Below are 14,056 nucleotides of genomic sequence, written 5' to 3' on the forward strand. Positions count from 1 at the left end.
GAGGGTGCGGGCAAGATCCAGGTCATCGCGGGCGATCGGGTCGATCAGTGGGATGGTGTGGTCGGTTTCAGCGCTTCCACGCTGCGCGCGCGGAACGCACCCAGCCACAGGCCGGTGCCGTAGGCGATGTCATCGAGGCGCTTGTAGACCGCGTAGCGCACCGGGTCCAGCCCGCCCGAGTCGCGGTGGGTGAACCAGTCGGCCAGGCCGTCGGCGACGGCCATGGTGATGGCGATGCGCCGCACGCGCCCGGAGAAGACCATCGCCAGCAGCGTGATCGGCCAGTAGTGCCTGCACATCGCCGAGGCCAGCCGCCACAGTCCGGCGAAGAAGCCCCGCGCCAGGTAGATCGCGGCGATCCGGGTCGGGTTGTCCAACCCGGCGAAGACGCGGCGCAACCGGGCCAGCGCGGTGATCAGCGTGACGATGCCGCCGACCAGGCCCCACTTGGTGAGCGTGGCGAACAGGAACGCGGCCAGCACCGTCCAGGACGGCACCGACAGCGGCGAGACCGTTCCCGCGTGCCGCTCGCCCAGCGGCGCCGCGCCGGTGCCGTAGAACAGCTTGCGGCCGAACCACGCGCGGAAGGACACCCGGTGGTCGTGGGCCACGTGCGCCGCGGGCTCGTAGCGCAGCCGCCAGCCCGCGCGCTCCAGCCGCCAGCACAGGTCGACGTCCTCGGCGACGTGCATCGACTCGTCGAAGCCGCCCTGCTCCAGCAGCGCCCTGCGCCGGGCCAGCAGCGCCGCGCTCGGCACGTAGGACACCAGCCCGCGCGAGTGCACCGCCGCCTCCCGCCTGCCCAGGTCCAGCGAGGAGCGGGTGTGCTCGTAACGCGCCAGCGCGTTGGACTCCGGGTCCAGCGCGACGATCCGCGGGGCGACCAGCGCCACCCCCGGGTCGCTGAAGTGGCCGAGCATCACTTCCAGCCACCCACTGCGCGGCACCACGTCGGAATCGAGGAACGCGACGAAGTCGGTGGTCGCCGCCCGTAAGCCGGCATTGCGCGCGGCCGCGGGGCCCTGTTTGCGGTCGTGCCGCAGCACGGTCACCCGGCAGCGGGTGCCGCGGTTACGCGGTATCCGGACCGGCTGGTCGGACCCGTCGTCGACCACGATGACGTTGTGCCCGCGCAACGCCGACAGCAGCCGTGCCAGCCCTTCGGCGTTGTTGTGCAGCGGCACGATGACGGTGACGTCCTCCGGCGAAGGCAGCAGCCGGGGGCGGGGGTTGGCCACTCCGGAGTCGAGCAGCCGTCTGGCTACGACGGCGGACTTGGGACCGGTCACCTCGAGGTACCCGTCGCCGATCATCTCGGCGGCCTCCGGGGCAAGTCGCAGCAACCTGGCCGGCGAACCGCCGATCAGAACCCGCCCGCCGGAGTATGCGCGTACCCGAGGATCGATCCGCACCCCGAATCCGTCGGGCAGGCGATCATGGCGCATTCCTGGCATGCTAGGCGGACTTTCGCGAGCAGACATCAACAGTCCGGAAAAAACGGCGGAATTTCGGGCGAAACCGGCCCGCCACCGGAACGGCCGCGCGCCGCACCCGATGCCGAGGGTTCGCCCGCACCCACTTCCCAGCATCCGGCAACGTGACGGCTATCGCCCGGTCCACAACCGGACGATAGCCAATCCCCGTACTAGAGCATACTTTCAGCAAATTTCACGGCCTCAGGCCAGCGGGCTCTCGTCGCAGGCCCGGGCGGGGCGGCGTTCCGGCGTGAATCCGGCCGGGCGCGTCGCACTGAGCGTCAACGGGACCGGCCCGCTCCTGCGCCCACCCGCGCGCGGCGTGACCCGGCGGGAATGGTCGACCGACGAACGCGGGATCATCCGCGCCGTGTCGGCCAACGCCGCCTCGCCGTAGCCCTGGACGCACTCCGGATCCGGCCCGTCGGCGGGCAGCCCGGTGAAGAACTTCGCCGCCATGCAACCGCCCCGGCAGGCGTCGTAATGACTGCACGACGCGCACGCGCCGCCGCCGCTGGGCTCGCGCAGTTCCCCGAACAGTTCCGAGGATCGCCACACGGCCTCGAAACCGCCGTCGCTCACCACGTTTCCGGCGCGGAACCGGTCGTGAATGGCGAACGGGCACGCATAGACGTCACCCACCGGGTCGACCAGGCAGACCACCCGGCCCGCGCCGCACATGTTCAGGCCGGGCAGCGCCTGACCGAACGCCGACAGGTGGAAGAACGAGTCGCCGGTGAGCACGCCATCGCCATTGCGCAGCAACCAGTCGTAGAGGACGCGCTGCTGGTCGGGCGTCGGGTGCAGCTCGTCCCACACGTCCGCGCCCCGGCCCGACGGCCGCAACCTGGTCAGACGCAAGGTGGCGCCGTACCTTTCGGCGATGGCGCGGAACTGGTCGAGCTGAGCGATGTTGTGCCTGGTCGCCACCACCGACAGCTTCGCGTCCCTGAACCCCGCCGCGGCGAGGTTCTCCAGCGCGCGAATGGCCATGGCGTAGGAGCCGGGGCCGCGCACGGCGTCGTTGACCTCGGCGTCGGCGCCGTCCAGCGACACCTGCACGTCGACGTAGTCGCTGGCCGCGAGCCGGGCCGCGACCTCGGGAGTGATCCTGACCCCGTTGGTGGAGAACTTCACGCCCACGTGATGCGCGGTCGCGTAGTCGACCAGTTCCCAGAAGTCCGGGCGCACCGTGGGCTCGCCGCCGCCGATGTTCACGTAGAACACCTGCATGCGCTCGAACTCATCGATCAGCGCCTTGCACTGCTCGGTACTCAGCTCGCGCGGGTCACGGCGCCCCGAGGACGACAGGCAGTGCACGCAGGACAGGTTGCAGGCGTAGGTGAGTTCCCAGGTCAGGCAGATCGGCGCGGCGAGACCGGACTCGAAGCGGTCCACCAGGCGGACCGCCGCGTCCGACGGCGGGACCACCCCCGCCGTCGACGGCGGCGCCGTGGCCGCGCTCGCGACGGAGGACGCCGTCGGTGCGCCGGCCGGCGCACCGATGATCATGTCGGATTCGGCGAGCTGTGTCAGCGCTTTGGCGTAAGCCGCCGCGCTCGCGTCCGCCACGCCCGCCGCGCGCAGGGCCGCGCGGGCCGACGCGTGCTCCGGCAGCGACCGGACGATCTCGACGATCCGCGGACTCTTCAGGAAGGAGAGCTTGCGCGTGCCGAAGTGGTAGAGCAGCGCGCCGAACGGCTCCGGACGCAGCGCCACTCTCGGATGCAGCTGCCAGCGGGTCTCGAGATCGAGCATCGTCGTCGACCGCCCGTCAGTAGACGCCGCACATGCCGTCGATGGACACCTCTTCGATGAGGCTCTCCTCGACCAGCGGGGCCTCTTCGGCCGACCGCGCGGCGGCCTCCATCCGTCCGGTGTTGTCGGTGTCTGCGTGTCCGGTGGACCCGTATTCCGGCATGGCTACCTCCGCGAGGACGATCCGTGTGCGAACTGCACGGCGCAGTCCGTGCTCACACAATAACGTCATGAACTGACAAAAGAACAGGTTTCAGTCATAGTTCCGGCGAGCGGGGAGGCACCGGCCGCCGCGCGCCGGGCGAGAGGCCGCCGCGTCCGGGAGCCGAGCGGAACAGGCGGCGACGAGGCCGGCGCACGGCGCTCTAGACTGCGGGTGGCAAGCAGCTGAACAGAACGTGACGGGCGGCACGCCCGCAGCGGTAGAGGTGGCATGGGAGTCGGACGAATGCAGGCGAACGGGGGCGGCGGCACACGGTCGTGCGCGCGACGGGCTCGGAGGCGGAAGCGCCTTGCGTAACCACGGAGGGCCCGCGAGCACCACGAACGGCACACTGTCGGAGTCCGAGATCGTCGAGGCCGCGCTGCGGGTGGTACGCGAGGACGGCGTGGAGAAACTATCGATGCGGCGACTGTCGCGCGAACTCGGCGTCTCCCCCATGGCGCCCTACTACTACGTCGCCGACAAGCGCGAGCTGCTCGACCTGGTCGCCAGCGCGGCACTCACCGGAGTGCGCACGCCACCAGCGGAATCCGGCTCCTGGCAGCACCGGTTGCGCGATCTGGTCGACCAGATCGACGAGAAGCTGCGCAAGTATCCCGGCCTCGGTGACATCCTGATCGAGCAGATGCTGGGCAAACAGCTGGACCTGATCGCCGCGATCATGGACATCCTCGACGAAGCGGGGTTCGGCGATCGCAACATCCTCGCCGCCTACGCCACCATCCACACCTACCTGTTCGGCCGCAGCCGGGTGAACCCCCGCGACCGCTCCGCACCGGCCGACGTCACGCTGCCACCGGTGGTCGAGCGGGCCACCCGGTACATCGGCGACCTGCGCGGACGCTACTCCTACGACTTCGGCATGGAGGTGCTGATCGCCGGTCTGGAGGCCCAGCTTGTCCGCCAGGCGGCCACCGACGTACGATGAAACTGAAACACGTTCTAGTTTTGGCGTCGCGGGATGCCCGTGCCAGGTTCGAGAGGACGACATGACCACTGTCGAGGTTCCCCACGGCTCGCGCTCGGTCGTGCTGCGGGTGTCCGCGGTCATCGCCGAGACGGCCGACACCCGCTCACTGGTCTTCGACGTTCCCGACGAGCTGGCCGAGAAGTTCCGCTACCAGCCGGGACAGTTCCTGACCCTGCGCATTCCCAGCGACCGGACCGGCTCGGTGGCGCGCTGCTACTCCCTGGCCAGCTCGCCCTACACCGACGACCGCCCGAAGGTGACCGTCAAGCGGACCGACGGCGGCTACGGGTCCAACTGGGTGTGCGACAACGTGAAGGAGGGCGACCGGATCGAGGTGCTGCCGCCCTCGGGCGTCTTCACCCCGGCCGACCTCGACGACGACCTGCTGTTGTTCGGCGCGGGCAGCGGCATCACGCCGGTCATGTCCATCCTCAAGTCGGCGCTGGCCCGCGGCACCGGCCGCATCGTGCTGGTCTACGCCAACCGCGACCACGAGTCCGTGATCTTCGCAGGCGAGCTGCGCGATCTGGCGGAAAAGCACCCGCAGCGGCTCACCGTGATCCACTGGCTCGAGTACCTGCAGGGCCTGCCGACGGCCGACGCGCTGGCCACCCTGGTCGCCCCGTACCGCGGCTACGACGCGTTCATGTGCGGGCCGAAGCCGTTCATGGACCGGGTGCACGACGCGCTCGCGCAACTGGGCGTGCCGCGCAGCCGCACGCACGCCGAGGTGTTCAACTCGCTGGCCGGCGACCCGTTCGCCGACCAGGCGCCGGTCGAGATCTCCGCGGAGGAGGCGGCCGACGCGGCGACCGTCGAGGTCGAACTCGACGGCGAAGTGCACGAATTGACCTGGCCCCGCAAGCAGACACTGGTGGACATCATGCTGGCCAAGGGACTGGACGTGCCCTATTCCTGCCAGGAAGGCGAATGCGGTTCGTGCGCGTGCACGGTACTCGAGGGCAAGGTCGAAATGGACAACGCCGAAATCCTCGACCCAGAGGATATCGAGAACGGCTATATCCTCGGCTGCCAGGCGCATCCGGTGACCGACCACCTGAAGATCCAGTTCTGAGCGCGCCGGTAGTTCGAACGCACTATCGCGTTCTGCCGCGATAGCGGGATTTGCCGATCCATTGCGGCGGCCTATCGCGCGCGGTATTCCGCGCGGAGTTCCTGCGGCAGATGCTCGGTCGCATAGCTCAACGCGGTGCGTCCCATGGCGGCGGCGTGCCGGTCGAGGAATCCGGTCAGCAGGTCGCGGTCGACGCGCTTGCCGACTTCGCGCAGCATCCAGCCCAGCGCCTTCTGGATCAGATCGTGCCGGTCGCCGAGCAGCAGTTCGCCCAGCGCGAAGGTGGTCGAGGCGTCACCGGCCTTGATGAAGGCGAAGGTGGACAGCAGTGCCACCCTCCGCTCCCACAGCGACTGTGATTCCGCCAGCTCGAACAGCAGATCACGCGGTTTGTCCAGCAGCCACGGGCCGACGATGTGCTCCGCCGACACGTCCACGAGATCCCAGTTGTTCACCCGGCCCCGGCGCACGGCCGCCAGATACAGCCGCACCATGGCGGCGCGCGCGGCGTCGTCGAAGGAGCGCGGCCTGGACGCCGCGGCGAATCGCGCGTTCAAGATGACCAGCGCGGCGAACCGATCCTCGTGCACGTCGCTGTCGAGCAGCCGATCGATCTCCTCGAGCGGAAGCGCAGCGAAACGCTTGGCGACCCGGCGGCTCGCCGTAACCCGGACCCCGAGGAACACCTCGCCCTCGCCGTACTCACCTGGCCCGGTCTTGAAGAATCGCCGCAGGTTCGCCGCGTCGGCCGGGTCGGCCAGTTCCCGCAGCGCCGCGCGCACGTCGGCCGCGGTCACCGAGTCGGTCATCGAGCCATGCTCCTGTTCCCTCCCTCCGCGCCGCGCCTTCGGCGAAGTCCGCACCGCACGCGGTGGCGCCGGTCGTCAGCACGGCGGACGCGGTGCCGAACAGTGGTTCACCCTTGCGCACCCAGCACGCGGCCGGACTCGAAAGCGGCCGCGCTGGCGGGCAGCGCACCGGGGCGTCCGCTGTTCAGCACCCGGATCTCGCCGTTGCCGGTGCTCGGGCGGCCCAGCGCATCGATGCGCCGGATGGTCTGCGCCGCAACGGCTTGGGCGCTGTCGAACAGCCGGACGCCGGTGGGCAGCGCGGCCACGATCGAGTCGGTCACCAGGGGATAGTGCGTGCAGCCGAGCACCACCCCTTCCACGCCGGGCGGAGTGCGCTGCGCCGCGCCCGCGATCGCCTCGTCGGCGGCGGCCAGATCGCCCCGGTCGATCGCATCGGCCAACCCGTGACACGCCACCCCCACCACGTCGGCGTCACCGCCGAATTTCGCGATCAGATCGGCTTGGTACCGGCTCGCCGTGGTGGCCGCGGTGGCCCACACCGCCACCGACCGGCACACGGCCGCCGCGGGCTTGATCGCGGGCACGGTGCCGATCACCGGCACGTCCGGTCCGACGTCCGCCCGCACATGCTCCAGCGCCGTCACGCTGGCGGTGTTGCACGGAAGGACGATCACCTCCGCGCCCGACCGGAGGGACGTCCGCGCGGCGTTCACCACCCGCTCGACCACCCATTCCTCCGGCTTCGGCCCCCATGGTGCGCCATCCGGGTCCAACTGCAGCAGCAGATCCACATCGGGCCGCAACTTGCGCAACCAAGCGGCAGTGGGCAGCAACCCCAGACCCGAGTCGATGAGCGCGACGATCACCGCACCACCGTATTACAGCCCTGCGACAGCCCCGCATGCCGAGCACGGCCCCGGCGACAGCCGCCTCGGCGCGGGGAAACCGGCCGAACCGCCGCACTCGTTCGATGAGGGAGTACGACAGCAGGGCCGCCGACTGACGCCGAACGGGGGCGGCAGGAGCGTCAGCCGCCGGTCAGGATCGCCGCTGCCGCGGGTGTGCGAACCAGGCCGCCTCTGGCGCGAGAAACCGGCCGAACCGCCGTACCCGCTCGGTAACGGAGTACGACAGCAGGGCCGCCGACTGACGCCGAACAGGAGGGCGTCAGCCGTCAGCCGGGATCGCGCCTGACGCAGGTGCGCCGAACCAGAACGACAGCGCCGCGCGCAGACCGCGCTCGGCGGTGTCGGCGGGCTCGTCGACGCTCGCGGCCCAGGCGATGTGGCCGTCCGGGCGGATCAGCAGGGCGTCGGCCGTGCGGTTCTCCGCTTTCGCGGTGCGGATGTCCACGCGGTGCCGCCGGTCCCGGGCGGCATCGCGCAGGTCCGTGCGGTCGGCGAGATCGAGCAGGACGGGCCGTGCGGCATGCAGGAGTTCGGCGACACTGGTCGTGCCGTCGTCCGTGCGCAGGGTGAGGTCGGGCGCGAAGGCGCCGGTCAAGGGATGGTTGTCGGAGTTGGGCAGCGGGTAGCGGATATCGGCGCCCGCGATGAGGGCTCCCATCCGCCGCAGCGGCTGTTCGTCGGTGAGCAGTTCCTGGAAGACCTCCCGCAGCGCTTCGGCGGCCGGGTCGTGCCCACGCCGCAGCGCGACCTGCGCCTGGGTGTGCAGCATGGTGCGCGCTCCGGCGAAACGACGTTCCTCGTCATAGGTGTCCAGCAGGCCGCCGGGCGCCCAACCCTGGACCTCGGCGGCCAGCTTCCAGGCCAGGTTGACCGCGTCGAGCATTCCGGCGTTGAGTGCCACACCCGTGGCGGGGAACAGATGGGCCGCGTCACCGGCGAGCAAGATCCGGCCGGCGCGATAGCGGTCGGCCTGGCGGGCCTTGAAGGTGAAGCGCGACAGCCGGAGCGTGTCGGCCACCGGCAGATCCGCGCCGAGCACGCGACGGATGCTGTCCCGCAGCTCGGCCACGGTCATCGGCACGTCGTCGTCGTATTCGACGGCCTCGTCCTCGATCGTGTAGACCGACAGCACCTCCGACGCGGGCGATGCACCCATCCCGAACAGACCGCGGTCCGTCCGTGTGAAGCCCGCGCGGATGGCGCCGAATCCGGGAACCTCGAGGCCGCCGTCGTCGAGCCGCGTCACCAGATCGGGCACGGTGATCTGGGCCAGTCGGTTCACCTCCGGATAGACGGTGCCGGGAAACGGAATCCCGGCCAGGTCGCGAACCCGGCTGCGCGCGCCGTCGCAGCCGACCAGATAGCGGGCGGTGACCCGGTACGGCCCGTCCGGACCGCCGACCTCCGCGGTGACCGCGTCGGCGTCCTGCCGCAGGTCCAGCACCTGATGTCCGCGCCGGATGTCGACGCCGAGCTCGCGTGCGCGTTCGCCGAGCAGTCGCTCCAGCCGCTGTTGCGGCAGCGGCAAGGCGTGCAGCGGGGAGTCGGGAAGCTGGGTGAGGTCCACGTGCACACCGCCGAAGGGGAACCGCGGAGCGGGGATCGGATCGGTGCAGGCCGCCTCGAACCGATCCAGCAAGCCCCGGTAGCGCAACAGCTCCAGGATCTGCCCGCCGAGACCACCGGCCTTCGGGGTGTCGCGCGGCCGCGACTGCCGCTCCAGCACCAGCGGCCGCACTCCGGCCAGGCGCAGCTCGGCGGCCAGCATCAGGCCGGTCGGGCCTGCGCCCACAATGATCACGTCGGTATGCATGTCAACTCCCATTCCGGCCGAGCCGCGGCCAACGATCCTTCGGGCACCCAGGTCGTCACTCGGACTACCGCGCCCCGTACCTGCCGTGCCGGGGCCACCCGCTCTTGGCGTTGGTCACCGCTCGCGGATGCGCCGGGCGAGGCGCGAAGCGCTGCTGGTTGTTCTGGGCCGGGAAGGTGCTGCGTTGCTTTCGCATATGGGTGCCGCCTTTCGAAAAGCTGGTGAAGCAGATGCCGGACGATCCGGCGGGATCAGGCGCGGTCGAACCAGGTGACCTGCGCGCCGTTGCTGAACTCTCGGCGCTGGGTGACCGTGAATTGCGTCGGCTGGAAATCGCCGGTGAACGCCCGGACGCCGGCACCAGCGATCACCGGGTAGCTCTTGATGATCAACCCATCGACCTCGCCGAGGAGCTGACCGGCCAGCTTGCCGCCGCCGCAGAGCCAGATGTCCAGGCCCGCTTCCTTCTTCAGTTGCCGGACCAGTTCGACCGGATCGGTGTCGACGATCTCCACCTGCGGGTTGTCCACCGGTGCGAGGGTGCTGGAGAAGACGTACTGCTTCAGATGGTTGTACGGGCTGGTGGCGCCGATCGCGAGGCCCGGTTCGTAGGTCCCGCGGCCCATGACCAGGGTGTCGAAGACCTTGTTCGGCGTGTCGATGGGCAAGCCGACGGATTCGCGGAGGGGCGTCGGCACCGTCTCCGGATACCGCTCGTTGATCCACGCCATCATGTCGTCGCACACCGGATAGAAGTCGAATTCGCCCTGCGGCCCCGCGATGTAGCCGTCGAGGGAGACGCCAACGTAGTAGACAAGCTTTCGCAACTTAACCGCCTAGCGTGTAGTACTCTGAACGAAGTGATTTGAACCGTAGTACTACACATGGAGTGGTGTCAAGTGGTGCGCACGAATCCGGAACGCAGACAAGCTCTGCTGGATGCATCGATCGAGGTCCTGGCCCGCGAAGGGGCACGAGGACTGACCTTCCGCGCGGTTGATCAGGAGGCGGGCGTGCCCGCCGGAACCGCGTCCAATTACTTCCCCAACCGGGACGCGCTGCTCGTCCAGGTCGGCAACCGCTACTACGAGCGGCTGATCCCCAGCGACGAAACCATGGCGAGATCACGCGGACCGCAGACACGCGAGAGCATGATCGAACTCATGACCGAGGTCGTCGACCGGGTCTTCCACTTCCGGACCGGCTATCTCGCGATCCTCGAACTGCGGCTGGAGGCAACCCGGCGCCCCGAATTGCAGGCACTGCTCACCGAGCGGGTGCGCGCGGATCTGGACTTCAATATCGCCAACTATCAGGAGTCGCAACTGCCCGGCGACGAGGACGCCGTGGTACTGCTCTATCTCGCCCTGAACTGGCTCATCCTGGAAAGACTCACTCTACCGGGAATTTTCGACGAGCAGCGGGCCGCCGAACTGGTGCGCACGATCGTGGAGCGCGCGATACCGGCTACCCCTTAGATCGCAGGCCATCGACCCCGGTCAACAGCTCGGCGCGGTTCGACGCTCGCCGCCTCCGCCCGTCCGGTGTCCCCACCGGCGCGGGCTCAGCTGGGTGCGAGCAACTCGGTGACCGGAGCCCCGGCCGCGATCTTGGCGCGGGCTTTCATCACCTGGGCCGTCATGCCCGCGCCGACGACGCCGGTGAGGTTGCCGCCCCGGGAGTAGTAGGCGAGGAATTTGCGGCCGTCGTCGGAGGCGATGCGCACCTCGTCGGACGGGCCTGGGGTGCCGAGCGCCTGGATCTTGACGTCGTACTGGTCGCTCCAGAAGTACGGGACGCGCGCCGCCGTCGGCGGTTGCGCGCCCAGTAGCGCGCACGCGACCAATTTGGCCTGTTCACCGGCGTTGGTCCAGTGTTCGACGCGCTTGCGCGATCCGGTCTCGTGCAACCAGGCCGCCACGTCGCCGACCGCCCACACGCCGGCGGCGGAGGTCCGGCCCACCTCGTCGGCGAGCACACCGCCACCGGCCGACGGGTCGGCCAAGTCGATCCCGGAATCGCTCAGCCATTCGGTCACCGGCCGCGAGCCGACTCCGATCACGACGAGGTCGGCGGCGACCTCGGTACCGTCGGACAGCCGCGCGCCGCGCACCCGCCCCGCGTCGTCGCCGAGCAGGGTGTCCACGCCGATGCCGCAGCGCAGATCCACCCCTTCCGCGCGGTGCATCCGCGCCACCAGTTCACCCACCGCTTCGCCGAGTACCGAGGCAAGCGGCGTCGCCTGCGGTTCGACCAGCACGACATCCACTCCCGCAGCCCGGAAACTCGCGGCGAGTTCACAACCGATGAAACCCGCGCCGACGACGAGCGCCGTCCTGGCGCCGCTCAGATCGGCGCGCAGGGCGACGGCGTCGGAATGACCGCGCAGCACGTGCACGCCGCGCAAGGCGGGCAGCCCGGGCAGGCGGCGCGGGCGCAGACCGGTGGCGATGATCAGCTGGTCGTAGTCGAGCGTCGTGCCGTCGGCGAGGCGAACGCGGCGCGTCCCGGTGTCGACCCCGACCGCTTCGGTGTTCAGGCGCAGATCGATCTGCTTCTCGGTGTAGAACTCGCTCGGGCGCAGGGTGGTGTCGTCGGTCTCGCCGCGCACGAACTGCTTCGACAGCGGCGGCCGGTCGTATGGCAACCGCGACTCGTCACCGACCAGCACGAGTTCACCGGCATAACCCGCACGGCGCAATTCCTCCGCGGTGCGCAGGCCGGCGAGGCCTGCTCCGACGATCACGATCGGCGCGGTCATGCGGCCATCCCTTCGCTGGAACCCGGCCGCCGATTCCGCGGAATCGGCGGGGCGACGAAGCTCACCCTAACTGGTGCTTGGTTCATTCCCCTGTGAGGACCATCACGTCGAACGACCGGCCAACTGTCGCGCAACCGTGTCCGTTTCGATGTTGATCGGGCGGTCAATCAGGACTAGACCGAGGTCAGGACATACGCACAGCCTGAGGAGGTACACATGTTCACCGAGAGCCGCGCGCAGGATCTCTTGGCCGTCGTGCTCGGAGCCTTCGCCGCACTGTCCCCGCTGTGGGTGGACCACAACGACAACGCCATGTGGTCGCTGATCGTGCTCGGCGTGCTCATCGCCCTGACCGGTCTGGCCCAGATGTCCCGCCCCGAGATGGCGGCGGCGGACTACGTGATGGGCCTGTGCGGCGTACTGCTGTTCCTCTCGCCGTGGGTCATGGACTTCACCGAGTACCGCAGCGCATCCTGGACCGCATGGGTGGTCGGAGTCGTGACGGCGGTGGTCGCGGTGGCGGCGCTGCCGACGGTGTCGGGGCGGCTGCACGACATGGCGCCCCATCACTGATGCAGCGGCCGGGCGCCCGGCGCGCCGAGCGGCGCCGCAGCGCGAAAGCCGACGGCGACGCCCGGCAGCTGATCCTCGACGCCGCGGAGGAACTCTTCGCGGCACAGGGATACGACGCCACCGCGACGGCGGCCATCGCCGCCGCGGCGGGCGTCCCCAAAGGACTCGTCTTCTACTACTTTCCGACCAAGGACTCGATCCTGTCGGCCTTGATGTCCGAGCGGGTGCCCGCGCAGCCGATCGATGACATCGGCACCGTGGTGGCCCCGGGCGATCCGGCGACGAGCCTGGTCAATCTCGACGCCGCGCTGAACCTGCGCGATCACCGCTCGTCGGTGCTGCGGGTGATCCTGTGGCGGGAGGCCGACACCCATCCCGACGTGCGGCGGCAACTGCGGCGCCTGCGCGACCAGATGCTGGAGGTGACCGCCAAGGTGCTGCAGGCCAGCGCCCCCGGCCCGGTCCGGCCGGGAACCCTGCGCGCGTGCGCCGCGGCCTGGGTCTCGGCGATGTTCGCGATCGCCAGCACCGATCGGCTGCACGCGCTCGACGGCGTGCCGCTGCCCACCGCCGACGAAGTGCTGAACGTGGCTCGCGTGGTCGCGGCGGGCATGACCCAGCTGGGCTGACCCTCCGGAGTTGTCCACAGCACGAGTGTTGTGCACATCCGCCGCCGCGCCGGGCGGCGCGGGGTCGCCGGTCGATCACGATTGCCGGTATGGAAGCACCGCAACTGATCTCGCGTCAGCAGGCGCTGGCATCCGGTCTGTCCGACAAGACGCTGCACCGGCTGTGCAGCACCGGGAAATGGCAGCGGCTGCGCGCCGGGCACTACCTGAACTCGCCGGGCTCCGGTCTCGGCGCCACCGGCAGGCATCTGCTGATGACACTGGCCACCGCGGAGTCGACGTCGGACTCCGCCGTCACCAGCCACTGTTCGGCGGCGGTGCTGCACGGGATGACGACTTGGGGCATTCCGCTCGACCGGGTCCATCTGACCAGGAGCCGGATCAACGGCGGCAGGCTGAGCCGCCGGGTGGTGGTCCATTCGGCGCGGATGGAACCCGACGAGATCACCCTGGTCGACGACATCCGCGTGACCACCCCGGCGCGGACGGTCCTGGACATCGCCCGCTCGGAGGGGCTCGACCAATCGGTCGTCCTAGGGGATTCCGCACTGCGCCAGGGCCTGACCACCACGGCGGAACTGCGCGAACACCTGCGCAGGGCCCGGCGCAGGCCCGGATGCCGCCGCGCCGCCCTCGCCCTGGACTTCCTGGACGGCCGCAGCGGGAGCGTCGGGGCGTCGTTGAGCCGGATCCTGCTGCACCGGGAGGGTCTTCCTGCTCCCGAGGTGCGAGCTCGCGTCTTCTCCGATGAGGAGGTCTGCGTCGGCCGCGTCGATTTCCTGTTTGCCGATCTCGGCGTGATCGGCGAGTTCGACGGAAGCGATCACCGCACGGCCGCACCGCGCGGCCCGCTGCCCGCCGCTCGTGCGGTCACCGCGGAGCGGGTCCGTACGGATCGGCTGCGCGCCCTCGGCTGGGCGGTCGTGCGCTGGAGCTGGAGCGATCTGTCCGCCCCCGCCCAGTTGACCGATCGTCTCCACGCGGCGATCCGCACGGCGGCCGGCACTCGTCGTCGCGGCTACTGGACTCCCACACCCAAACCATGACCCGGCCGAACGC

The 14,056-nt window shown here is 69.9% G+C and carries 14 protein-coding genes and 1 pseudogene; 6 read left to right on the forward strand and 9 right to left on the reverse strand.

Annotated features, from left to right (window positions below; translation table 11 throughout):
• Nucleotides 1–44: 44 nt before the first annotated feature.
• The 4 genes and pseudogenes from mftF to mftA all read right to left on the reverse strand — a co-directional run bounded on the left by mftF (nt 45) and on the right by mftA (nt 3,345).
• The gene (gene mftF, locus ACH49X_RS26170; RefSeq protein WP_195078282.1) at nt 45–1,445 is read right to left on the reverse strand and encodes a mycofactocin biosynthesis glycosyltransferase MftF; all 1,401 of its coding nucleotides are present in this window, start codon (nt 1,443–1,445) and stop codon (nt 45–47) included.
• Nucleotides 1,446–1,676: 231 nt separating this feature from the next.
• Nucleotides 1,677–2,987, reverse strand: a complete 1,311-nt coding sequence (gene mftC, locus ACH49X_RS26175) for a mycofactocin radical SAM maturase (protein WP_397071203.1) — start codon at nt 2,985–2,987, stop codon at nt 1,677–1,679.
• 51 nt (nt 2,988–3,038) lie between these two features.
• A pseudogene (gene mftB, locus ACH49X_RS26180) lies at nt 3,039–3,233 on the reverse strand (mycofactocin biosynthesis chaperone MftB); the annotation flags it as partial.
• A gap of 16 nt (nt 3,234–3,249) precedes the next feature.
• Nucleotides 3,250–3,345, reverse strand: coding sequence for a mycofactocin precursor MftA (gene mftA, locus ACH49X_RS26185; RefSeq protein ID WP_157111451.1), 96 nt, complete (start codon nt 3,343–3,345; stop codon nt 3,250–3,252).
• A 400-nt stretch (nt 3,346–3,745) separates the two neighbouring features.
• On the opposite strand from mftA, the gene mftR2 reads away from it, so the two are divergent.
• Nucleotides 3,746–4,384, forward strand: a complete 639-nt coding sequence (gene mftR2 / locus ACH49X_RS26190) for a mycofactocin system transcriptional regulator MftR2 (RefSeq protein ID WP_195078280.1) — start codon at nt 3,746–3,748, stop codon at nt 4,382–4,384.
• Nucleotides 4,385–4,445: 61 nt separating this feature from the next.
• Entirely contained in the window at nt 4,446–5,501 is a 1,056-nt protein-coding gene (locus ACH49X_RS26195) for a 2Fe-2S iron-sulfur cluster-binding protein (RefSeq protein ID WP_195078279.1), read from the forward strand.
• Nucleotides 5,502–5,572: 71 nt separating this feature from the next.
• Here the strand turns inward: ACH49X_RS26195 and ACH49X_RS26200 are convergent, their stop codons facing one another.
• The 4 genes from ACH49X_RS26200 to ACH49X_RS26215 all read right to left on the reverse strand — a co-directional run bounded on the left by ACH49X_RS26200 (nt 5,573) and on the right by ACH49X_RS26215 (nt 9,861).
• A complete protein-coding gene (locus tag ACH49X_RS26200; RefSeq protein WP_357206513.1) occupies nt 5,573–6,310 on the reverse strand; it encodes a DNA alkylation repair protein in 738 nt (245 codons plus the stop codon).
• 107 nt (nt 6,311–6,417) lie between these two features.
• Nucleotides 6,418–7,179: a glutamate racemase gene (locus ACH49X_RS26205; RefSeq protein WP_195078277.1), complete on the reverse strand. Its 762-nt coding sequence runs from the start codon at nt 7,177–7,179 to the stop codon at nt 6,418–6,420.
• Nucleotides 7,180–7,480: 301 nt separating this feature from the next.
• Complete coding sequence (locus tag ACH49X_RS26210) at nt 7,481–9,034, reverse strand: FAD-dependent monooxygenase (protein WP_357206515.1); 1,554 nt, start codon at nt 9,032–9,034, stop codon at nt 7,481–7,483.
• A 251-nt stretch (nt 9,035–9,285) separates the two neighbouring features.
• Entirely contained in the window at nt 9,286–9,861 is a 576-nt protein-coding gene (locus tag ACH49X_RS26215; RefSeq protein ID WP_357104053.1) for a dihydrofolate reductase family protein, read from the reverse strand.
• A gap of 72 nt (nt 9,862–9,933) precedes the next feature.
• On the opposite strand from ACH49X_RS26215, the gene ACH49X_RS26220 reads away from it, so the two are divergent.
• Nucleotides 9,934–10,512 carry a TetR family transcriptional regulator gene (locus ACH49X_RS26220; RefSeq protein ID WP_357206517.1) on the forward strand — a complete coding sequence of 193 codons (579 nt, stop codon included), beginning with the start codon at nt 9,934–9,936 and terminating at the stop codon, nt 10,510–10,512.
• Nucleotides 10,513–10,598: 86 nt separating this feature from the next.
• Here the strand turns inward: ACH49X_RS26220 and ACH49X_RS26225 are convergent, their stop codons facing one another.
• Nucleotides 10,599–11,795 (reverse strand): FAD/NAD(P)-binding oxidoreductase, encoded by a 1,197-nt coding sequence (locus ACH49X_RS26225; protein WP_357206519.1) that lies wholly within the window; start codon nt 11,793–11,795, stop codon nt 10,599–10,601.
• Between the two features lie 216 nt (nt 11,796–12,011).
• Here ACH49X_RS26225 and ACH49X_RS26230 point away from each other — a divergent pair, with 216 nt between their 5' ends.
• The 3 genes from ACH49X_RS26230 (at nt 12,012) to ACH49X_RS26240 (ending at nt 14,043) form a co-directional block, all read left to right on the forward strand.
• Entirely contained in the window at nt 12,012–12,368 is a 357-nt protein-coding gene (locus ACH49X_RS26230) for an SPW repeat protein (RefSeq protein WP_195044329.1), read from the forward strand.
• Nucleotides 12,368–12,997: a TetR/AcrR family transcriptional regulator gene (locus ACH49X_RS26235; protein ID WP_195078273.1), complete on the forward strand. Its 630-nt coding sequence runs from the start codon at nt 12,368–12,370 to the stop codon at nt 12,995–12,997. Before ACH49X_RS26230 ends, ACH49X_RS26235 begins: the two co-directional genes overlap by 1 nt.
• A gap of 89 nt (nt 12,998–13,086) precedes the next feature.
• Nucleotides 13,087–14,043 (forward strand): type IV toxin-antitoxin system AbiEi family antitoxin domain-containing protein, encoded by a 957-nt coding sequence (locus tag ACH49X_RS26240; RefSeq protein ID WP_195078272.1) that lies wholly within the window; start codon nt 13,087–13,089, stop codon nt 14,041–14,043.
• Nucleotides 14,044–14,056: the final 13 nt, after the last annotated feature.

This window comes from Nocardia sp. NPDC019323 (assembly GCF_044389845.1).
GTDB classification, from domain to species: Bacteria; Actinomycetota; Actinomycetes; order Mycobacteriales; family Mycobacteriaceae; genus Nocardia; species Nocardia implantans.